At 49.7% G+C, this 21,150-nt stretch carries 20 protein-coding genes; 12 read left to right on the top strand and 8 right to left on the bottom strand.

Annotation, left to right across the window (positions count from 1 at the left end; genetic code table 11):
* Positions 1 to 100 precede the first annotated feature (100 nt).
* The gene (locus HMPREF6485_RS09850; RefSeq protein WP_004346264.1) at positions 101 to 943 is read left to right on the top strand and encodes a lipocalin-like domain-containing protein; all 843 of its coding nucleotides are present in this window, start codon (positions 101 to 103) and stop codon (positions 941 to 943) included.
* Between the two features lie 392 nt (positions 944 to 1,335).
* On the opposite strand, the gene queF is transcribed toward HMPREF6485_RS09850, so the two are convergent.
* The 3 genes from queF to HMPREF6485_RS09865 all read right to left on the bottom strand — a co-directional run bounded on the left by queF (position 1,336) and on the right by HMPREF6485_RS09865 (position 3,278).
* Entirely contained in the window at positions 1,336 to 1,794 is a 459-nt protein-coding gene (gene queF / locus HMPREF6485_RS09855; protein ID WP_004346266.1) for a preQ(1) synthase, read from the bottom strand.
* Positions 1,795 to 1,970: 176 nt separating this feature from the next.
* Positions 1,971 to 2,690 (bottom strand): queuosine precursor transporter, encoded by a 720-nt coding sequence (locus HMPREF6485_RS09860; protein WP_004343195.1) that lies wholly within the window; start codon positions 2,688 to 2,690, stop codon positions 1,971 to 1,973.
* Positions 2,691 to 2,924: 234 nt separating this feature from the next.
* Complete coding sequence (locus tag HMPREF6485_RS09865; RefSeq protein ID WP_155814405.1) at positions 2,925 to 3,278, bottom strand: hypothetical protein; 354 nt, start codon at positions 3,276 to 3,278, stop codon at positions 2,925 to 2,927.
* 627 nt (positions 3,279 to 3,905) lie between these two features.
* On the opposite strand from HMPREF6485_RS09865, the gene HMPREF6485_RS09870 reads away from it, so the two are divergent.
* From HMPREF6485_RS09870 to HMPREF6485_RS09880, 3 genes are all read left to right on the top strand, one after another.
* Positions 3,906 to 4,124, top strand: a complete 219-nt coding sequence (locus HMPREF6485_RS09870) for a hypothetical protein (RefSeq protein WP_004346268.1) — start codon at positions 3,906 to 3,908, stop codon at positions 4,122 to 4,124.
* 28 nt (positions 4,125 to 4,152) lie between these two features.
* Positions 4,153 to 5,754, top strand: coding sequence for a hypothetical protein (locus tag HMPREF6485_RS09875; protein WP_004346269.1), 1,602 nt, complete (start codon positions 4,153 to 4,155; stop codon positions 5,752 to 5,754).
* A gap of 520 nt (positions 5,755 to 6,274) precedes the next feature.
* On the top strand, positions 6,275 to 7,123 hold the full coding sequence (locus HMPREF6485_RS09880) for a TlpA family protein disulfide reductase (RefSeq protein ID WP_004343196.1): 849 nt from the start codon (positions 6,275 to 6,277) through the stop codon (positions 7,121 to 7,123).
* Positions 7,124 to 7,230: 107 nt separating this feature from the next.
* Here HMPREF6485_RS09880 and purN read toward each other — a convergent pair whose 3' ends face one another.
* The 4 genes from purN to HMPREF6485_RS09900 are packed head-to-tail and all read right to left on the bottom strand — an operon-like array spanning position 7,231 to position 9,504.
* Positions 7,231 to 7,824, bottom strand: coding sequence for a phosphoribosylglycinamide formyltransferase (gene purN / locus HMPREF6485_RS09885; protein WP_044126388.1), 594 nt, complete (start codon positions 7,822 to 7,824; stop codon positions 7,231 to 7,233).
* A 43-nt stretch (positions 7,825 to 7,867) separates the two neighbouring features.
* Entirely contained in the window at positions 7,868 to 8,278 is a 411-nt protein-coding gene (locus HMPREF6485_RS09890; protein WP_004343198.1) for an RNA-binding S4 domain-containing protein, read from the bottom strand.
* Positions 8,275 to 8,847, bottom strand: a complete 573-nt coding sequence (gene pth, locus HMPREF6485_RS09895; protein ID WP_004346273.1) for an aminoacyl-tRNA hydrolase — start codon at positions 8,845 to 8,847, stop codon at positions 8,275 to 8,277. The genes HMPREF6485_RS09890 and pth overlap by 4 nt, the downstream gene beginning before the upstream one ends.
* 51 nt (positions 8,848 to 8,898) lie before the next feature.
* Positions 8,899 to 9,504 (bottom strand): 50S ribosomal protein L25/general stress protein Ctc, encoded by a 606-nt coding sequence (locus HMPREF6485_RS09900; protein ID WP_004346274.1) that lies wholly within the window; start codon positions 9,502 to 9,504, stop codon positions 8,899 to 8,901.
* 238 nt (positions 9,505 to 9,742) lie between these two features.
* Here HMPREF6485_RS09900 and nusB point away from each other — a divergent pair, with 238 nt between their 5' ends.
* From nusB to HMPREF6485_RS09940, 8 genes are all read left to right on the top strand, one after another.
* Positions 9,743 to 10,780: a transcription antitermination factor NusB gene (gene nusB, locus HMPREF6485_RS09905; protein WP_004346277.1), complete on the top strand. Its 1,038-nt coding sequence runs from the start codon at positions 9,743 to 9,745 to the stop codon at positions 10,778 to 10,780.
* Positions 10,781 to 10,820: 40 nt separating this feature from the next.
* Entirely contained in the window at positions 10,821 to 11,126 is a 306-nt protein-coding gene (gene yajC, locus HMPREF6485_RS09910) for a preprotein translocase subunit YajC (protein WP_004346278.1), read from the top strand.
* 42 nt (positions 11,127 to 11,168) lie between these two features.
* Positions 11,169 to 12,146 carry a CdaR family protein gene (locus tag HMPREF6485_RS09915; RefSeq protein WP_004346279.1) on the top strand — a complete coding sequence of 326 codons (978 nt, stop codon included), beginning with the start codon at positions 11,169 to 11,171 and terminating at the stop codon, positions 12,144 to 12,146.
* Positions 12,147 to 12,172: 26 nt separating this feature from the next.
* Positions 12,173 to 12,793 carry a dephospho-CoA kinase gene (coaE, locus tag HMPREF6485_RS09920; RefSeq protein ID WP_004346281.1) on the top strand — a complete coding sequence of 207 codons (621 nt, stop codon included), beginning with the start codon at positions 12,173 to 12,175 and terminating at the stop codon, positions 12,791 to 12,793.
* Positions 12,794 to 12,809: 16 nt separating this feature from the next.
* Positions 12,810 to 13,265 (top strand): DUF5606 family protein, encoded by a 456-nt coding sequence (locus tag HMPREF6485_RS09925; protein WP_004346282.1) that lies wholly within the window; start codon positions 12,810 to 12,812, stop codon positions 13,263 to 13,265.
* A gap of 23 nt (positions 13,266 to 13,288) precedes the next feature.
* Entirely contained in the window at positions 13,289 to 15,700 is a 2,412-nt protein-coding gene (locus tag HMPREF6485_RS09930) for a helix-turn-helix domain-containing protein (RefSeq protein WP_082231317.1), read from the top strand.
* 512 nt (positions 15,701 to 16,212) lie between these two features.
* Positions 16,213 to 17,178 carry a rhamnogalacturonan acetylesterase gene (locus HMPREF6485_RS09935; RefSeq protein ID WP_155814406.1) on the top strand — a complete coding sequence of 322 codons (966 nt, stop codon included), beginning with the start codon at positions 16,213 to 16,215 and terminating at the stop codon, positions 17,176 to 17,178.
* 338 nt (positions 17,179 to 17,516) lie between these two features.
* Positions 17,517 to 17,933, top strand: a complete 417-nt coding sequence (locus HMPREF6485_RS09940) for an Hsp20/alpha crystallin family protein (protein ID WP_004343020.1) — start codon at positions 17,517 to 17,519, stop codon at positions 17,931 to 17,933.
* 170 nt (positions 17,934 to 18,103) lie between these two features.
* On the opposite strand, the gene HMPREF6485_RS09945 is transcribed toward HMPREF6485_RS09940, so the two are convergent.
* A complete protein-coding gene (locus tag HMPREF6485_RS09945; protein ID WP_004346290.1) occupies positions 18,104 to 21,082 on the bottom strand; it encodes a TonB-dependent receptor in 2,979 nt (992 codons plus the stop codon).
* Positions 21,083 to 21,150 lie beyond the last annotated feature (68 nt).

Below are 21,150 nucleotides of genomic sequence, written 5' to 3' on the forward strand. Positions count from 1 at the left end.
AAAAAATCCAAATATCCGATGATTGGATAGTTTTTTTAAGAATATTGCCGTATCTTTGTGCACAATTCAAGCAAGTTGTGCAAAAAACTTTCTCGAGATTATGAAGTTAAAGACATTTCTATGGCTGCTATCGGCTGCGCTGCCCCTCGCCGGCTGCCTGTCCGACAACCAAACGGGCAAGACCGACGAGCACGCCCCCATCACACTTTCCAAGCCGGCCAAGGGCGACAGCACCATCTACGGGCTGGTGTGCGACGGCACGTGCGACACGGCCATCGTGCTGCTGCCTTTCACGGGGGGCGACCCCGTGAGCTACAATGTGGTGGAGGCACGGCGCAACAAACGAATTGTGGGCGACATGAAAGTGGGCGACTGGGCCGGCATCATCGCCAACGGGCTCAACCGACGAGTGGCCGACATGGCTGTAGACCTCGACCAACTGAAAGGCATCTGGTGCTACATGGTGATGCCCCGGATGCGGGCTTTCGAGACCATGAGCAAGCGGATGCAGGCCCAATTATCCAATGCCCTCCCCGACTCCATCAAGCGCACCTATATGATTCCGCGCGAATATGGCTTTTGGCTCAAGCGGGGCGGTGTCGCACAGAGCGTGGGCTACATCCCCGCACAGAGTTCGCTCGAAAATGAGAGTCCGGTTGTCTATCCGCCACTGGGTTTCTTCGTGTCGTGGAGAATATTCAACGGGCGTGTCATCGTGACCGGCGGCACTCCCGTGAAAGCCCGTGACAACAGTTTCCAAATCGCCAACTTTGTGGACGACACGTGCAGCATCGACTATCTGGGGGAAGACTCGCTTGTGCTCTCCGATAGTGACGGTTCGCGCAGCTACTATCGCAAGAAGAGCATTGATGACGTGAATGTCAAGGCACGGCGCATAGCCCAACAGCTCTCCGAAAAGGCATTGGAAGACTCGAAGGACTAATCGGGAAGCTGCGGAAGGCTCCCAAGTGAACGAATAAAATTTACAAAATACCCCTCTCGAAAACGCTCCAAATAAATCGGAAATACGCTCATGCAAGCTCCAAATAGCCCTGCAAAATCATCATCAGGACCCGAAGAACTTGTCAAAGAGCCACACTGAGAAGCCAAAAGCGGCCGAACGGGCCTGCAAAACAGTTACGTTTGCAGGCCCGTTCGGCCGCTTTTGCGTTCTTTTCAGAGCACAAAAAGGTGTTAATAAAATTTAACTTGCTGACCACCAGCACTTTAATGGCATTGCCAAAATTCGCTTATTTACGACCAACTGCACGTCCATCGAGAATATCGCAAGCACAGAGGCCGAAAAGCGACATATAGTTTGACAAAATCGTCGGCCTACATGTCGTGGCGCAAAAACCGCTCATGGGCCATCTGCTCATACCGCGTGCCCGGACGGCCGTAGTTGGCAAAGGGATAGATGCTGATGCCGCCACGGGGCGTGAACAGGCCTGTCACCTCAATATATTTCGGATCCATAAGGGCGATGAGGTCTTTCATGATCTTGTTCACGCAGTCTTCGTGGAAGTCACCGTGGTTGCGGAAGGAGAAGAGATAGAGTTTGAGACTCTTGCTCTCCACCATCTTCACATCGGGGATGTAACTGATGCGTATCTCGGCAAAGTCGGGTTGGCCCGTGATGGGACACAAGGAGGTGAACTCCGGACAGTTGAACCTCACCCAATAGTCATTGCCAGGATGTTTGTTGACGAATGTTTCCAACACTTCAGGAGCATAGTCGCTCCGGTATTCTGTTTTCTTTCCCAAGGCCTGCAAGCCCTCTTCGTTTCTGGACATATTATTTATTTTAGGAGTAATTTTTAGGGACTGTTCTTTTAGGAGTTAAAGGGAGTTAAGGAGTTAAAGGGAGTTAAGACAAATGTTTCATCGCTTATAAATCATCTTTGAAATAGCAATAAAGCACTTGTCTTAACTCCCTTTAACTCCTTAACTCCCTTTAACTCCTCTTCTCATCATATACTGAATATCCTCATCACATTATAATTGACACCGTTGTCGTAGACATCTTCGCCCTCATGGGCCTTGACGGCATGCACCACCCGGATGGTGACGGGCAATACGATGATTTCATATACCGTCTTGAGCACCACTTGCCACAGCATGAGCTTAGGCAGTTCGTCAGCCGGCACCACCCCGCCGAGTGCCAACGGGAAGAATATCACCGAATCGATGCCCTCTCCGGCCACCGTGCTGAGAATGGCGCGGGCAGAGAAATTGCGCCCTTGGGAAGCAATCTTCATGCGGCTCATCACATAGGCATTCATGAACGACCCGCAAAGGAAGGCCACGAAAGAAGCGGCGGCGATGCGCGGAGCCAATCCGAAGACGGCATGGAAACCGGCATCGTTGTCCCAATAGGCAGCCCCGGGAATCCAGTCGCACAAGGCTCCCACGGCCACGAAGAAGAAGTTCATCGCAAAACCGAGCCATATCAACAGGCGCGCCTTGCCATAGCCCCACACTTCGCACACACAGTCGTTGATAATGTAGCTCACGGGAAAGACTATGAGTCCGCCCGTCAGCGAGATGGCGGGGAACACCAGACGACCAAAGGAGAAAGGTCCTACCTGAATTTGCTTTGTTTCGAGCACGTTAGCTGCAATGAGGCAAACGCAAAAGAGAATGCTGAAAAGCATGAACAGCACGCTCACCTGTTTAGTTTCTTTTGTCATGTTTCTTGTTTTTAACGAGGTTTACCAAGCACTCAAATGACCCGCAAAGCCTTCACGGAAACCTCCGCAGCCTGCAAAAACAGGACCGGGAAAATCACCCACGCTTCATAATCGGGGCTGCAAAATTACAAAAAATCGCTGTAATAAATGCAATAAACCGGAAGATTAACGCTATCCGGAGCGATTATTGATTGTTTTTCGGGCACACACCTTAATTGTAAATATAGCGATCGACTATTCTTTTTCTCTATCTACCATCTGGCGTATGAGCAAATTTGCTGTTACCATCATAAATGCAACCAAAGGGATCACCATCATGAGAATTACCGGAAAAAGCGTAAAAAAGACCCGAAAGACAATGTCTCTTTTTCCCATCATTCCATATCCCCAATCACCTTGAATGATATCATTGGCCGACTGTAAGGTATCTACAAGCCACTTGGCAAAGGTGCTTTGTTCTTGAAACATCCATAGATAATGGGTGAACCAAAAGACAGCACAGCAATATACAGCCCCAAAGACAAGAAATATCCATGAAGTTTTCTTTGCGACAGCCACACAAAGCCCTTCTTTTTCGCTTGGACTCATACAGTCGAGAGTCGGCTCATTTAAACACTCCCTTTTAAATCTGTACGAGACATACTTATAAATCAAACTTTTCTGTATTCTAAGTCCCATTTACTAAATTCTCCTTTACGCTACTGATTTGCAATATTCGCAATTTTTCTTGAGATACACAAGCATCTCTCCTAAGAATTGTCCGACTTGTCAAGGAAGCATCCCACCACTTAAAAACAACCCGCCTTTTCGAGTGCTTAAATCTTTAAAACTGCAACTTTTTCATTTTTTGCTTGCTAAATTCAAAAAAATCACGTACTTTTGCAGACGCATTATAACAAGACGACGTGACATTAACAAACAACAGCGATATTTGGCATCATCTTTACAGGACAAGTGAAGGTGCGTGTGGGAGACGAAGAAACTTTAATATCTTCGCTTCTTTCAATGCTTTGTATTGGGTTAGTTCAAATAATTTGCTAACACATACCATTAACACCTCTACCTTTTTCCAAAGATCTTTTCGTGCGCGCACAACGCATCGCTATTCCTATGAACAAAAGGCTCACAAGAGTATCCTTTGTTCCTCATTTTATGTCTTTTTCGATAAGAATACTCAAAGGTATATAAAAAATTATTCAATTTACTCATTAAAACATGTTAGAAATGAATCAAGCCAAATTAGAGAAGCGGGCATATATCTGCCCCACGGTAGAAAACATCTATGTAGAAGTTGAGAGTCTGTTGACAGATGCCAGCGGAGATCACGTACCCATCGGACAGGGCGGCACATACGGCGATGCCAAACAGGGCTTTTTCTTTGACGAAGAAGAAGAAAAAACTAAACCTCGGCACACAAATGCCTGGGAAGATTGAATATATACAAATAAAAAAATAAAACGGCATGAAAACAAGTAAGTTATTCTTCAAGACGACTATTCTGCTCACAGCTGTCGCACTGGCTGGTTGCGCCGGTGACGACGCTGTGCAGGGAGAAAAACAAGGCAGTGGAAAAGCCACTGCCAACAACGTGACTTTCATAGGTGAGAGTGTGCAGCCAACACGTGCCAACTCTCCTGCTACCCGCACATCCCTTACCCATTCTATTGGAAATGGGGCAACCCCCTATTGGTCTACAGGTGACAAGATTTGGGCAAAAGATAACTACGGGCGTTGGACAGAGAGCCAAGAAGGCGTATTCAATGAAGACAACACGCGCGGCACGTTCTCCATTGCCGGTTCCTTCAATAGTGGCTGCGAAATACATTACACCGGTGCCAACAGCACATCAGGCACTGAAGTGACCATTGCCGCCAATCAAACGCAGTCAACCCCTAACGACTTCAGTCACGCCGGCGTATCAGGCGACTGCGGAACCGGCACAGCTTCAGGCAGCGGCAACCAGTTAAAATTCCGTCTCAAACACCAAGCTTCCTATCTTTGCTTCCAACCACGGACATTAAACAATTATGTCAAACACAGCAAGCTGATCAAGATTGAAGTCACTTCCGAAGATGACATTGCCGGCACCTACGATTTCTCTAACGGGAAACTTTCCCCTTCCCCCAAGTCCAGTGCTTCAAAAACCATCACACTTACTACGGGTGGCAGTGACGGTTTCCCCATCACCAACGAAAAAGCCGACCTTTCTGTAAACGGTTCTTATATCGTCATCGCTCCGGGCCAGCACGCCTTGACCATACGCTATTGGCTCCGCAACAAAAAGGATGTTCCGTTTGGAAATCTCTCAGACACTCATCCCATTGAAGGTACTGTAACCAAGACTATTAACATCGATTGCAAGCCCGGTATAATATATGACATCACGGCCAATCTGAATCCACAGGACTATAGTTCCAAATACTATATGTGGGATGCTAAGGTGGGCCAAGACTATTGGAAAGGGCATGAGAAAGACCAACCTACCATCGATAAAGGTCAGCACGCAAGTTTCCCACACGGTGTCAATGACGATCGTTGGTACAACGAACGGGCATTCCCCGCCAAAGCTTATCGCAGTTGCGCAGACTGTCCGAATGCGAACGAATGTTCTTGGTATGTCATGAAAGGCGATCCTCATTGGGATAAAGAAGAACTTTGGACGGCTATGGGATACATCCATACTGGCGGAATGTGGTTTAAGAAACAGGCTTATATCAACGATTATAGTCCTTACCGTTCTGTCAATGGCACGGATTATACGACTAAAGATGAATCCTGTTATTATACTAACAACCAGGTTCCTACCGGTCGTCCATCTCACATCAATGAATATTTCTATCTTCCGGCTTTGGGAGGGTATGATAACGGGGCTTTTTCCGGTATCGAAAATTATGGTGCCTATTGGACATCTACCCCCACCCCGATGAATGGGAATCCCGGCGCGGCCACCAGAGGTGCATATTATCTCTTTTTCGGTTTCTCCGATAATGGCCATTCGGGCTATGCACACGTATATGGCGGACTCAACCGTTATAAAGGTTTCCGGCTGTGGACCGCAGAGTAAACTAATAACTGATGGTGATGCACAAATCTGTTGCATCACCATCAGTTGCAAAAACACCTCCCAATGATTGGGGGCAGGAAATTCCTCCTCCCGAACATTAATTAATAATTGGACAATACATAAAATTCCAACGTGGATAAGCATTGGCTTTCACAAGAAAGAAAATCGTTTCACATCAATTCAGATTGGGCGCAAGGTTTGCTGCAAGGCAAGTCTTGCGCCTCTTTTCATTCATACCAGTCCTTTCAAATGACTCAGAGCGGCAAAAGCTAAAATCGCAATGACAGCAATTTGCTGTCATTATCTTAATTTCCTGTCAGCCATCAACTCACTCATAGACAGATTGTTACAATGGCAAATGACAGCAAGACAGGAAAAAGAGAGAAAAAGTTTTTGTACCAATAAGGAGTAACTCAATTTGTAACTTTTATAACAAAGAATAAAAAGTCTTTAAAAGAATCGGTGATAGGAGATTTATTTGTATTTTTGCATTGAACAAAAATTTAATGATGAAAGAGAAATGAAAAAGTTACTTATCTTCATGTTGATTGCATTGCCTTCGATTACGGCATGCGGCCAACAACCTAAAACGGAAAAGGCAACACAGCCAAACACCGCTGACATCAAGGTATATGAGCAAAGAATGGATTCACTGCAAAAGGAATACGGAAAACTGGTAGAGGCTTATCAGGCAGCAGGAACCACCGATGCACAGAAAGCCGATATTGAGGCCAAGGCCGGAATGATTGAAGCCGGAATGACCAAAGTGGTGCTCGACATTGCACACGACTTCAAGCAGACGGCCATCCCTGCCAAATACATCGGTCAGGCTATTTACAGTCTGGACTTCGACCAGCTCAAGGAACTCATGGATCCCAACACGGGCTACTACAATGATCCGGCATTTGCCAGTGTGAAGGCCTACTACAACTCCATCTCAAAGCGCGCCCCGGGCATCATGTTCAAAGATTTGAGCATGAAGAACCTTAACGGTTCACCGGTCAAGCTGTCACAGTGGGTAGGCAAAGGGAAATACGTACTTGTAGACTTCTGGGCAAGTTGGTGCGGCCCCTGCCGTCAAGAAATGCCCAATGTGGTGACAGCCTACAAACGTTTCCGAGACAAAGGATTCGAGATTGTGGGTGTGAGCTTCGACAGCAAGGCCGATGCGTGGAAACAGGCTGTGGTGGATCTCGGTATGTCGTGGCCGCAAATGAGTGACTTGAAAGGTTGGAAGACTGCTGCACACGACGAATACGGAGTAAACTCCATCCCCAGCAACGTGCTCGTAGACCCACAGGGCAAAATCATAGCCATGGACTTAAGGGGCGAAAACCTGCAAAAGAAGCTGGAAGAGATCTTTAAATAGAACTCGCCAATGATATTCTTATCAACAAAGGCCCGGAAAAAAAGTATCAATGGAGATGCTTTTTCCCGGGCCTTCAACTTATGGGCGACTATCGGCCAAGTAAGTTTCTATAGGTGCAAATCGCCTAAAAGTCCTTCTATGACTTTGGGGAAATGTTCCATTTCGAGCAGATGCTCACGATAGGCAATGTCATCGGGGGTGTCATCGGGGTAAACAGGCACACGGAATTGGGCAATGATTTCACCTGCATCATAATCTTTCGTCACCCAATGTACGGTCATCCCAGTTTCGGTCTCCCCTGCCGCCTTGACAGCTTCATGCACATGGTGGCCATACATCCCCTTTCCGCCAAACTTAGGCAAGAGTGCCGGATGGATATTGATGATGGCATGATCGAACCGTCCGAGAAGAAAGTCAGGTACGAGCTGAAGGAAACCCGCCAACACAATGAAGTCGATTTTAAAACTATCCATCACCGGCAGAAGCCGATTTCCTGACCGAAAATCTTCCCGCGACATGAACATTGTGGGTACTCCGAGCCGCTGCGCTTTCTCCAATGCCAAACATCCGGTCGTGGTGGAAAGTACAAGGGCCACCTCTCCCCTTTCGCTGCGACGGAAATATCGGATGATATTCTCGCAGTTGGTACCGGTTCCTGAAACGAAAACGGCTAATTTCTTTTTATTTCCTGCCATAACCATATATCCATTTTTCCGATGAAAAACACTTACCCCCGCCAACCATCTACTCCTCATCGAACTCTTCAAAACCGAACATGGCAGGATCGACAAAGGCATCGAGTGCGCGCCGTTCTTTCTTGGTGGGCCGTCCCGTTCCACGGGCACGGTCGACGAAACCACTGATACGGCTCATTTCCAACAACTCGTATTGTTTCGGATCGGTGACATTTTCATAGACCTCGGGGAGCAGCTTGGCACCTACCCGCTGCTCTATGCACTTGAGCACACGGAAAGAATAGACCACAGGAGACTTCTTCACGCTAATCACCTCACCCACCTTAATAGTATGTGAAGGTTTCACATTGACACCGTTGATGGTGACACGGCTGTTCTTACAGGCATCAGCGGCCAACGAACGGGTTTTATAGATGCGAGCGGCCCAAAGCCATTTGTCGACACGTGCTACATCGTTCATTTCTTACCTAATTTGTTATATTGGTTCATCGTGATATCAATGCCGGCCAAGACAAAGCTCTTTATGATGTCGACCGCAGTGTCGATGGCAGGCTGCAACTCCTTCTTCTCGTCCTCGGAATAGTGGCCCAACACCCAGTCTATCTGACCACCACGCGGATAGTCGTTGCCGACGCCCATGCGCAGACGAGCATAATCGGGGCCTATCATCTGTTGGATATGCCCCAATCCGTTGTGCCCACCATTGCTACCGCTCCCTTTCAGCCGGAACGCTCCGAGCGGAAGAGCCACGTCATCACTGACAACAAGCAACCGACTCTCGTCTATATTCTCCTTGTTGAGCCAATAGCGCACGGCATTGCCACTGAGATTCATAAACGTGGTAGGCTTCAACAAGAATACTTTCCTTCCCTTGATGGAGGTCTCTGCCACAAATCCATAACGCTTGTCCTCAAAACAAATATTGGACGCCTTAGCAAAAGCGTCCAATACCATAAAACCTGTATTGTGTCTTGTCCCCGCATATTCATCACCCGGGTTGCCAAGTCCACAAATCAAATATTTATCCATTTATCAAAGTGCTAAAAGAGAGGTGCCGGGAAGCACCCTCCGTTATAGTCTTTACTCGGCAGTCTCTTCAGTGGTCTGCTGTGCGGCCAACTGTGCAGCACGAGTCATCTTGATAGAGCAAACCACAACCTCCTTGCTTGTGGCAATATCAAGACCCTCGAAAGAGAGCTCGCCCACCTTGATGCTCTTACCGATCTTCAGAGCGGTAACGTCTATATCAAGATGCTCGGGAATCTGCTGATAAGGAGCCGTCACATTGATCTTGCGGATCGAAAGGTTCATGCGACCACCGTCACGCACACCCTGTGCCAAACCCACGAGTTTAACGGGAATGCCGATAGTGATAGGTTTCTGGTCGTTCACCTCAAGGAAATCGATGTGTATCACAGCATCGGTAACGGGATCGAACTGCAATTCCTTCATGATGGCCGTGTGGCTCTCACCGTCAATAATGAGATTGATAACATAGATATGAGGTGTGTAAACAATCTTGCGGAGTTCGCTCATGGGCGATGCGAAAGACAGTGCCACGGGCTTACCGTCCTTCTTGGCCTCACCATAGAGGTTGCAAGGCACCATTCCCTCTTTGCGAAGGAGTTTAGAAGCTTTCTTACCAAGGTCTGTACGCTTCTGACCTGTTACGTTGATCTCTTTCATAATGTGTTACTCTAAATTAAATTGTATTTATTAATTCGCCATCACACAGAGATGCGGCAGCCCGCCACTCTCTATTCGAAAAGCGGTGCAAAGGTACACTTTTTCCGCGAGTTGTCCAACAAATGTATAAAAAAACATAGAAAAAAAGCGTTTTGTTTGCACGATAAGCGTTTTTTTTCTATCTTTGCATCGTAAGTATATACACATTTTTTTATAATCAAACCAATATTGTTAGAGAATGATAAATCGGGAGTTGATAAGAATTAAGATAGTCCAGTTAACCTACGCATACTATCAAAACGGCAACAAAAATATGGATAATGCCGAGAAAGAGCTGCTCTTCAGCCTTTCCAAGGCCTATGATCTCTATAATTATTTGTTAGGACTCATCGTAGCTCTGACACAAGAGGCACGTCACAAGGTGGAAGTGGCCACCACCCGTGCGCAGCGTGAAGGCACGGAACCACCTTCAGCCAAGTTTGCCTACAACAAATTTGCCGTCCAACTCGAAGAGAACAAGATGCTCTGCGAGTTTATGGAAAACCAGAAGCAGACTTGGAAAGATGACATAGAATATGTACGCAAACTACTCACCCAGATAGAGCAGAGCCAAATCTACATCGACTACATGGCCGACACAACCGACAGTTACGATGCCGACCGTGAAGTGTGGCGCAAGATATACCGCCAGCTCATAGAAGACAACGACGAGCTGAATGCCGTGCTTGAGGAGAAGAGTCTCTACTGGAACGACGACAAAGAAGTGGTAGACACATTTGTAGTGAAAACCATCAAGCGCTTCGATCCGGCCAACAAGAGCAATCAAGAATTGCTGCCGGAATATAAAGATGAGGAAGACCGCGAGTTTGCCCGCAAACTGTTTCGTGCCACCATCCTCAATGCCGACCAATATCAGCGCTACATGAGCGATGCGAGTCGCAACTGGGACTTTTCACGTTTGGCTTATATGGATGTGGTGATCATGCAGATCGCCATTGCCGAAATGCTCACGTTCCCGGGCATCCCTGTCAGTGTGACCATCAATGAATACGTGAACCTCGCCAAGGTTTACAGCACCCCGCGCAGCGGTGGCTACATCAATGGGATGTTGGACAACATTGCCCGTTTCCTGGCCAAAAATGGAAAAATGCTCAAGCCGGTGCCCGAAAGGAAACCTAAGGGTGAAAAGATCACTCCGGTCAAGAAGGAGGAAGAAAGCAAAGAGGTTGAGCATAGACCGGAAGGAGATGACACCGTATCCACAACCGACAAATAACAAAAAATAACAATAAATACAACAAACAAACATGACAACAATGTTTCTTGCCGCCCAGGCAGCCCAAGGAGGAGGCTCCATGACGTTCCTCATTATGATGATCGCCATTTTCGCCATTATTTGGTTTTTCATGATGCGCCCGCAACAGAAGCGCCAGAAAGAAATCCGCAATTTCCAAAACTCGTTACAGAACGGAACGGAAGTGGTAACACAAGGCGGTGTACACGGTACGGTCAAGAGCGTAGACCTCAACACAAATACCGTTGAGGTGGAGATTGCCCGTGGTGTGATCATCACCGTAGAGAAAAACTGTGTTTTCAAAAGCGCTCCCCAACAGCAGCAATAACCACTTTGTAGCCATTGCCTGCAGAGCATAAGTTGCACACACATGAATAATCTGTCGCGGATATACCGCCTTGTCAGGAACTTCCTGTTCAGTTCTGTGAACAAGGAGTTTCTGATTTTTTTGTTCTTTCTCTTTCTGAGTGGAACATTCTGGTTGCTCATGGCTCTCAACGAGACCTACGAGTATGAATATCCCGTGACACCCCGATTGGTGGGAGTACCCAAGAATGTCGTCATCACGGGCGACATCGATGACACCATACATGTCACCATCCGCGACAAGGGATTCACACTGGTCACTTATCTGACGGGACGGAAATTCCGCCCCCTGTCCTTTAAATTCACTTCCTACGCCAAGGCCTCGGGAAAAGGAATCATCCCCCATACCGACATCGTGAAGCAAATTACGGCCCAACTGTTTGGTTCGTCGAAATTGACCAAGGTGACACCCGACCACATGGAGTTTTTCTTCAACTACGGACGTTCCAAAACAGTGCCCATCCGCATGTCGGGCAAGGTGGTGACAGACAACAGCTACTATCTGGCCCGCACACAGTTTTTCCCCCGGCAGATAACCATTTATGCCAACGAGCATCTGCTTGACAGCATCAGGTATGTCACTACCCAACCGTTCTACATCTCCCATCTCGGAGACACCGTGGTGCAGGAGGTGGGTCTCAAGCCTATCAGAGGGGTGAAGATGATGCCCGATCGGGTGAAGATGGCCCTCTATCCCGACATTCTCACCGAGGAAAACATAGAAGTGCCCATCAAGGCCATCAACATGCCCGATGGAAAAACACTGCGTACTTTTCCCGCCAAGGTGCGCGTGCAGTTCATTGTGGGAGCCAGCCTATTCCGCAGCATTAAAGACAGCGACTTCGAAGTGGTGGCCGACTACAATGACTTCGCCAGTCACCCCTCCGACAAGTGTTCGCTCCTGCTACGCAAAACACCTCCTACGGTGCTCAAGGCACATTTGGAGATGAATCGGGTGGATTATCTCATAGAGCAACAATAACCTTGTCCTCTCCCATCTGCCGAAAAATGAACAACAGCATCCCTTCTCTCTTTCGCACGGCCATCACCGGTGGTATAGGCAGTGGCAAGAGCCATGTATGCCGGCTGTTAGAAGCACACGGCATTAAAGTCTACGACTGCGATGCCGCAGCCAAACACTTGATGCACACCGATCCGGCACTGCAACAGGCCCTTCGCCTACTTGTAGGGGAAGAAGTGTATAATAATAAGGTGTTGCAGAAACAAGTGCTGGCCACCTTTCTGCTGGCGGGCGAGGCCAACAAGCAGGCCGTCAACGACATTGTGCATCCGGCCGTGGCCCAAGACTTTGAACGGTCTGGCTATGAATGGCTTGAGAGTGCCATCCTCTTTGACAGCGGCTTCAACCGTCGTCTTCACTTCGACAGGGTGGTCTGTGTCACCGCTCCACTCGAAGTCCGCGTGCAGCGCATCATGCTGCGCGATCACATCTCGCGCGAAAAAGCCCTCGCCTGGATAGACAGCCAACTACCGCAGGAAGAGGTGGCAAGGCGCAGCGACTATGTCATCGTCAACGACGGACATGCCGACCTCGAAGCACAGATCGCCAACTTGCTTTCTTTGCCGACTACGCCCCTCCCTATCAAGAAGACAAACCCTATACAATAAATAAAGAACAAGAACAATGGAAACAATTTTAGCTATTGCCGGTAAGCCTGGACTCTATCGTCTGGTTTCACGCGGCAAGATGAATCTGATTGTGGAATCTCTCGACCAAGCCAAAAAGCGTATGCCGGCTTTTGCCAGCGACCGCGTCACCAGTCTGGCCGATATAGCCATGTACACCGACGCAGAAGACATCCCCTTGTGGCAGGTGCTTGAGAATGTAGGCAAGAAAGAAAACGGCCAAGAGAGTGCTTTTAACTACAAGAAGGCTTCCGCCACCGAGCTTCACGCCTATTTCGCAGAAGTGCTTCCCGACTACGACCGCGACCGTGTGCATGACAGCGACATCAAGAAGCTGTTGCAGTGGTATAACATCCTCATACAAAACGGTTACAACAATTTCAAGGAAGTGTTGGCTCCCACCGAGGGTGATAACGTAGACAACCGCACCGACGCACCGGTAGCAACCAAGTAAGGCGGCATCTGCCACCCCACACCATGAGGCAAACCTTTTTTCTCCTCCTTGGGTTGTTGAGCCTGTCGCTCTCAGCCCGTCCCTTGAGCCGTGTCACCCGCTACGATGAAAATCGGATTCCGGAACAATGGCATGTCACACGGGCTCTTCAAGACCGTTGGGGATTTCTATGGTTTGCCACATGGAACGGGCTCAACCGTTTCGACGGTTACGAACTGGTCACCTTCAAGTCGCAAGCCGGAGACGGTTGCGATATGAAAACCGACCGTATTCGCGACATACGCGAAAACAAACAAGGCGACATCTTTTGCAAGACCGATGACCATTGGTATCTTTTCTCCCAACACTCAGGGCGTTTTAGTCCTGTAAGCGAATCGGAAAACCACCGACTCAACAGCGAATATGCACACCGGCAGGCCCATCTAATACATGACAATGACAGCCTGCGCATGGAACTCACCGACCGACAAGGCTCCAAATGGCTCATCGCCGACAACTTCCTGCTCAAAACATCCTATTTCGACTCGCCGGTTACACCGTTTCCCTCTTCACCACTCAAAGAACACATACGCGCCTTTTTGCTCGACAACCGCCATCGCTATTGGGTGGCCGGAAAAGACCGGCAAGGCACGGTAAGGCTTTTCACCCAAGACCATCGACTTTTGGGCTATCTCACTCCCAACGGTACACTCTCCCCATCTCCCCACCCATTCGGGCATCCCACTTACTGTCTCTTTCAAGCTGCCAACGGCACTATTTGGCTCGGCAGCAAACCCGACGGCCTGTTTGCTCTGAAAGAGCATAATGGGCATTTCTCCATATCTCATTTCGAACCGGCCAAGATAAATGGCAACCCCACGGCCAATCATGTCTACGACATCAAACAAGACACCCGCGGACGTCTTTGGATAGCCACCCTTGGCGACGGCATCTTCTGCTTGCAGAATGGCAAACTCGCCTCCATCCATTCCACCCGCAACCTCAAAGTGCGCTATTTGCATCTTACCCGCGACGGGTTCCTGCTCGCTGCCACCACTGAAGGACTGGCCATTGGGCGCATTCCCACCCATGGCAACGTGACACAAATGACTTTCCATATACATCGGAAAGAGGCACACAGAGCCTCAAGCCTGAGCAGTAGTGCCATCATGCATATACTCGAAGACAGCCACCACCGTCTCTTCGTATGCACGGAAAGCGGTGGCGTGAACCAATTACTCTCCACCGACCTTTCGACCCCAACCCTCCTCTTCCGCCACTTCAACTCCGGAAACGGACTCGATAACGATATCACACTCTCAATGGCCGAGCATGAAGGGTGCATTTGGATTGTAGGCAACAACCGGCTCATGGTGCTCCATCCGGATAATGGCACGGTGGGCAACTACGACCAGAGTTTCTTCCACAACCGGTACCACTTCTCCGAAGCCCATCCTCTCCTGCTGCCCGACGGCCGTTGGCTCTTCGGCCTGCAAGATGGAGCATTCACCTTGCAACCCTCCATATTGAATCGCAACACCTATACTCCCCGACTGCTGCTCACGGGCGTGCAGACCGGCCAAAGTGCAATGCGCTATGCCGTGTCCCGACTGCGCTCACTCACCTTGCCACCCGAAGAGCGAAATCTCACCCTCCAGTTTGCCGCTCTCGACCTGCGCGCTCCCGAAAACATCAACTATGCCTTCCGTCTGCACACGGGAGACAAATGGTCACAGCTCGGACATAACCACCGGCTCACCCTTCCCGACCTTGCCCCCGGTAACTACACCTTGCAACTCAAGAGTACCAATGCCGACGGCATTTGGGTAAACAATATCTACACACTTCGAATCGAAGTAGAACCACGGTTTTCCGAAACTTGGTGGGCTCACCTGCTCGGTCTGCTTTGCATCATAAGTCTGCTGGGTGGGGGCATCTACACGTGGTACTACATACGCCGCATACGCCACTTGCAGCACGAAACTCTTGAAGCCTATCTTGCCTTGCTTCATGCCAACGCTTCAAAAACACCATCTTCCTCCACCCTTTCCCACGTAGAAACATCCCCCCAACCGGCTGTCCCGCCACCTTCACCCTCACTCTCGACAGCCGATGATGCTTTCATGAAGCGTGTGGTGTCATTTATCGAGAGCCACCTTTCCGACCCCGAAGCCAATATTGGAGACATGGCAGAAGCCACCGCCACCTCTCGCTCGGGTCTCAACCGAAAGATGAAACAGTTGCTGGGCATCACGCCTGCCGAGTTCCTGCGCGAGGCACGCATCAAGCATGCCTGCCGACTCCTTGCCGAGACCGACAACTCCATCTCCGAGGTAGCCTACAGTTGCGGTTTCAACGACCCAAAATATTTTGGGAAAATATTCCGCTCTTCCGTTGGCCAATCTCCATCCGACTACCGGGCAGAACGCACCGCACCAACTGATGAACGGCTGTGAGCCTTGTCAGAATTATTCACCTCCAATTTGTATTTCCACCTTTCTTATATTATCTTTGCAACAGCCAAGGGAGCACATAAATGCTCCCTTTTTTCAGTTCCCTACTTCCCCAAAGGTGGAACAGCCCCTTCCGTGGGTATCATCAGGCCCGAATGGTCGTGTAAAAGGGGCACACCGGCATCGACGATCGGCCCGAGCGGGCGTCCAAGTGTGCCCGTTTCACATTTTCATTCGGCCTCCCCGACAAGCAAAGTCCCCCATTCTTATTTTTTTCGGACAGCCCAACGCCACCACTATACTTTTATGCCTGAAAACCATGTAAGCCTTTTTCATTTTCCGTGTATGCTTCGCGCTATACTCTTCAGCATTCCCCCAACTGGCACGCAAAGCCCGGAGAAACTTGCATCATGACACAAAAGCCCCCCACATTTTCCATAATATCACCCCTCCCCATCGCAGTTTCCATATTACCTTTGCACAAAAACATAACTTGACAATCTATTAAAACAAGCATGATGAAAAACTTCAAATCTTTAACTGCCATTGGCGTGGCACTGATGCTCTCACTCCCCACGGCAGGTATCAAAGTACACACCATCGGTGATTCCACCATGGCCAACTACGAAGAAAACCGCGTGACGCGCGGATGGGCACAGTATCTGCAATTATTTCTGGAGGGAGTGACGGTGAACAACCGGGCCAAAGGAGGTGCCAGCAGCAAGAGCTTCTATCGGGAGGCAGCTTACTGGCAAAGCGTGAAACGACAGATGGAAGCCGGTGACTACGTGCTCATCCAATTTGCCCACAACGATGAGAAAACCGGTGGAACCGACGGCGATTCGCTCATCGCCTACTATCGGTACATGGGTAACGATAGTGCAGCCCGGGCAGTGGACTATCGGGGGACAACACCTTTCGACACCTACAAGCAATATCTCCGGCGCTATGTTAATGAGACGCGCCAAGCCGGTTGCACGCCTGTATTCGTCAGCCCTATATGCCGTCTGTATTTCGATGCCCACGACATCCGTCGCAATGGTCGGCACGACTTGGGCGACAAGTTCAACTACATAGATTCCAACGGTCTGAAGACCGCCCAAAAGAGACCGGCCGATGACCATACCATGGACTACGTATGGCAAATGAGACAGGTGGCCGAAGAAATGAAAGTGCCGTTTCTCGACCTCACCGAAGCCACCCGCCACCTCTTTCTCAGCTATGGTGACACCCAATGCCACACATTGCTGAGCGACGGCAATGGCAGCACCCACCTCAATGCCACCGGAGCCACTCTCATTGCCCGTCTGGCAGCCCAACTCATGAAAGACAATGGCATATTGGCCTCCCATGTGAGGCTGACAAAGGAGCCGAATGTACTCTCTACAATGCCAATTTCAACACATTCCACACCGTCACAAACACCACTTTTACAGCCACTTACACTCCCTACAACAGCTACCCGATCAACCTCGCACTGACCGAATGGCACACAAAAACCTCATGAACAAAACTCGAAGTCCACACCATCAATGATGTGTCCTATCATGAGGAAGACACCGACACGAAACTCACGCCCCCCAACAACCTCCTCCTCACTTTTGTGGGCAGGAAAGCTGATAGTCATTAGATAACAAAAGAGCACGCCGAATGCGCCATATTGTCTTTACCTCATGACAATATGGCGCATTTTCCGCATTGGTATGTAACTTGCAATACCATCATACGTAAACGCCAAGGCAATGTCTGCCACAAGCAGCCGCCTCCGCGTAGCAAGGAAAGAATATACAAACCCTTTAAACAAATAGGAGACAAGACTATGATACCTGCTTATAGAAATTCGTGGATTCCCGAAGTGTTCAACGACTTTTTCACCGCTGCCAACATGCCGAAAGCTAATGCCACGGCTCCCGCTATCAACGTGAGGGAGTTTCAAGACAAATATGTCGTGGATGTGGCTGCCCCGGGTATGCGCAAAGAAGACTTCGATGTGAACATCAATGCTGACGGCGACCTCACTATTAAAATGGAGAACAAGCGCGAACAGGCGCAAGAACAAGTACACTACTTACGTCGCGAGTTTGCCTACGCAAAGTTTGAACAAACACTCATCCTGCCCGAAGATGTGGACAAGGAAAAGATTGCAGCCCGTGTGGCCGACGGAGTGCTTACCATCGAACTGCCCAAAGTGAAGGTGGAAGAACAGAAGATAGCCCGACAAATCAGTATCGGATAGACTGTCAGGCCGACAATAACAAAGAAGATTGATAACAGATAAAACATAATGGTTAACGACAGAACCTAAAAACTCGGCCGTGAGGCTATCTTAATAGGTGTTATTTTGATTGACAAAAGGACAAATCCCTGCAGGCATGGCTGCCTTGCAGGGATTTGTCGCATATATGGCTACATCATTGGCCCTCCGAAGCCTCCGCCACCGGGACGCCTTCCGCCACCGAAGCCACCGTGATCTCCCCGAAATTCAGGACGGCCAAAATCGGGTCGGCGACCGTCACCGGGCCTGCGCATCTGTTCACGAGCTTCTTTACCTCCGAAGAGATTGAGCCGGTAGATGGCATGGAACATAGCATAGCTGTTGATGCTGTTGTACTCGGTGTCGGCACGCTGTATGGCATTGATCGTACGACTGAAGTTGCTCTGCCGGTGCAAGATGTCGAACAGTTGCAGGCTCAGCGTTAAGGCGTTACCCTTGAGAAGCCCCTGCGAGAGCTGTGCGTTCCACACCAGTTCGTTCGTGTTCATCGAAGCATCGCTATAGCCCCGCCGACTGTTCTGATGTATGTCGGTAGAGAGCCGCATGCCCCACGGCAGACTGAGGTTCAACGTAGCTCCGTAGGCAAACTGCCAAGTGTCGAGATCGCTCTGCGACTGAAGCAGGTTGCGGGCATGGGTGTAATTGAACGAGCCGTCGAGTTCCACCTCCAACCACTCGTTGCGATAGCCTCCGGCAAGTCGCTCACCAAGCATGAGTGTGCGAGTGCGGTTGCGCTGCGAGTCGCTCAACCTATTCAGACTCAAATAGCCCACATAGTTGTTGAAGTTGACATTGGTAAAGGTATTCACATTCCAATAGCCCGCAGAGTCAATGGCTGTGTTGAACATAAACGCACCATTTGCATCCCAATTACCGTTGATATTCTCCGGCCTGGTGGTTCGTCCACCCGTGGTTTCATCGTAGGTCACCTTGTCGGCTATGCTGTTGCGGGTGGTCGAGAAGTTGACGAAGGTCATGATGGCTTGTTGACGACGCTCCATGTAGTTGTTGTAGAACAGTCGGAACCGATTGGTGAACGAGGGCTTCAGGCCGGGATTACCTTTAGAGACATTGAGCGGATCGCTGTCGTCGGTGATGTCGAGCAACTGGCTCATCGAAGGTTGCGACGTGGTGCCACGATAGTTGATGCGCAGATTGCTCACTTTGCTAAAACGATAGCGGAAATCGAATGTCGGCGAGAAGTTGGTCACCGTGCGCGTAGTGTCCACATGGATGCCCTGATAGTCTTGCAGATATTTCGACTCTTGCGGCTGCACCATAATGCCCGCATTGAGATTATACTTCTTACGCACAAGCCGGAGCATGAGCTGCAACTCGTGGATATAGTTGCGATATTCGGAGTAGCGGCTCAAATCGTTGTCAAGATAATAGTCAAGCGGATGGGGAAGCCGGGAAAGATAGCTGTCCCAGCCTCTGTAGGCCGGCGTCAAACCCGAAAAGAAGCCTTCACCAAGATTGCTGAAATCATAGGTGTCGCGGTCGCTCTTGCTATAATTATAGGTGAACTTGTAGCTCAACTGCAAGAAAGTGGCCCGCCAAAGTGGTTCGCTGTAGGTGGCCTGGGCACTGTAGCTGTAGTTGCGTGTCGGGGTGAGACTGTAACGGTTGGTCTGATAGGTGGAATCGAGACCAAGCGCGTTTCGCACCATATACAGATGCACGGCATTAGTGGAAAGACTTCTCACGTCAGTCTTGCCGTAGCTGCCATCCACACGGAGAGTGAAATTGCGGCCACCGCTGCCCAACCGCCGGTTGTATTGCAACATACCACGCAGGCTGTTGCTGCTATTGTAACTGATACTATTGTTATCTTGCGTGTTCATTATCAGACTGTCGGCAGCTAACTTGGCGATGCTCTCCGCCGTGAGAGGTGCAGTCACATAGAGATAGGGGTTGTCGTTATAGCTGGCCGAGAAACGATGGGCGCGCCCGTCGCCCGTACTCCACGTGAAAGAGGGGCGGAACATGATGTCGGTCAGCGTGTCGGGCTGCCACTCCAGGCGCATGCGACCGTCCCAACTGTTGCTACGTGTGTAGTTCTGGCGGACGCTGTTGGAGAATGCCCCTACACGACTGACGAAATTCTCTGCCGAAGTCGTGGAATAGGCATCGCCATCGGAGTGGTTCCAACGCAGACTCGCATCCACCTTCAACCTGTTTTTCTCCTCATAGTTATAGTTGGCTCCCACCATCTTCGAGGCGTTGAGTCCCTGCCTGCCGCCTCCGAAATGGCCCCGACCGCCACCTCCGGGAAAACCACGGTCATTGGTGTTGTTGGCCTGTGCAAAAAGCATCAGACGTTGCTTGTCGTTGAACCATGCACCCATCATGCGCTCGGCATAGCGGTCGTGCGTTCCGGCGGCGAGGTCAATATTGGAAAACACACCTTTGTTCATACCCGGTTTGATGCCAAAATCAAGCACGGTCTGCTCCTCACCATCATCTATGCCCGTCACCCGGGAGAGATCGCTGCGCTCGTCGTAGGCTTTGATTTTATCCACAATGGAGGTGGGCAGGTTTTTCAAAGCCGTCTTGGTGTCTCCCACCATAAACTCCTTGCCGTCGACAAGTATCTTCTTCACCTCCTTACCATTGATTTTAATGGTCCCGTTGTCGTCTACCTCTGCACCGGGAAGCCGCTTTACCAGCTCTTCTATCGTCGAACCTTCGGGAGTGCGGAAGGCTGCAGAGTTATAAACAAAGGTATCTTCCTTGAGCACCACCTTTTGTGCCTGGGCCGTCACCACAGCCCCTTTGAGCATGACGGCATCGGCACCCACAACAATCTTTCCCATATCCAAATCCTTTGCATGGGATATCTCTACGCGCTTCACGGTGGTCTGATAGCCCACATTCGAGATTTTCAAAAGATACTTTCCGTCGGCCGGTGCCGTGATGCGGAAGAGTCCTTTCTCATCCGTAATGGCCCCGCCCACATACGTGCTGTCGGTCTTGAGCAGTTGGACGGTGGTTTGCATCATGGGCTCCTGCGTGTCACGATCCACCACTGTCCCTCTGATGAACCTGTCCTGTGCATTCACAACGATTGTTGCCAGCAGCAGTACGGTCAATAATAATGTTTTCTTCATCAAAGCTGTTTATCAATGTCTACTATGCTCTTTTAGACGGGAGGGGAGAAAAATAGTTTAACGGAATG

The sequence above is a fragment of the Segatella buccae ATCC 33574 genome, from assembly GCF_000184945.1.
GTDB classification, from domain to species: domain Bacteria; phylum Bacteroidota; class Bacteroidia; order Bacteroidales; family Bacteroidaceae; genus Prevotella; species Prevotella buccae.